General features: G+C 62.0%; 1 protein-coding gene. It reads left to right on the top strand.

Features of this window, described 5'->3' with window-relative positions; all coding sequences use genetic code 11:
- On the top strand, window positions 1-208 hold a 208-nt coding region (locus HJY11_RS14885), incomplete at both ends, for a DUF1846 family C-terminal domain-containing protein (protein WP_208076602.1).

The raw sequence follows: 208 nt of genomic DNA, 5'->3' as shown, positions 1-208 counted from the left end.
ACGACGAGGCTTACAAGATAGAGATGCTGATGAACCAGGCCGGCATCACGGTCCGTGACCGTCCGGTCGTGAACGCCGCATTGCAGCGGGCCCAGGAGACAGGCGGCCCGGCAGCGGCACTCCAGCTGCACGACGGGCGTATGATTACCGGCAAGACGTCAAACCTGTTGGGCGCGTCCGCAGCTCTTCTGCTCAATGCACTGAAAGA

The sequence above is a fragment of the Bittarella massiliensis (ex Durand et al. 2017) genome, assembly GCF_017566145.1.
In the GTDB taxonomy this organism is placed as follows: domain Bacteria; phylum Bacillota; class Clostridia; order Oscillospirales; family Ruminococcaceae; genus Bittarella; species Bittarella massiliensis_A.
The sequence above is the reverse complement of the archived record's forward strand: the minus strand, read 5'-3'. Positions and strand labels throughout refer to the sequence as shown.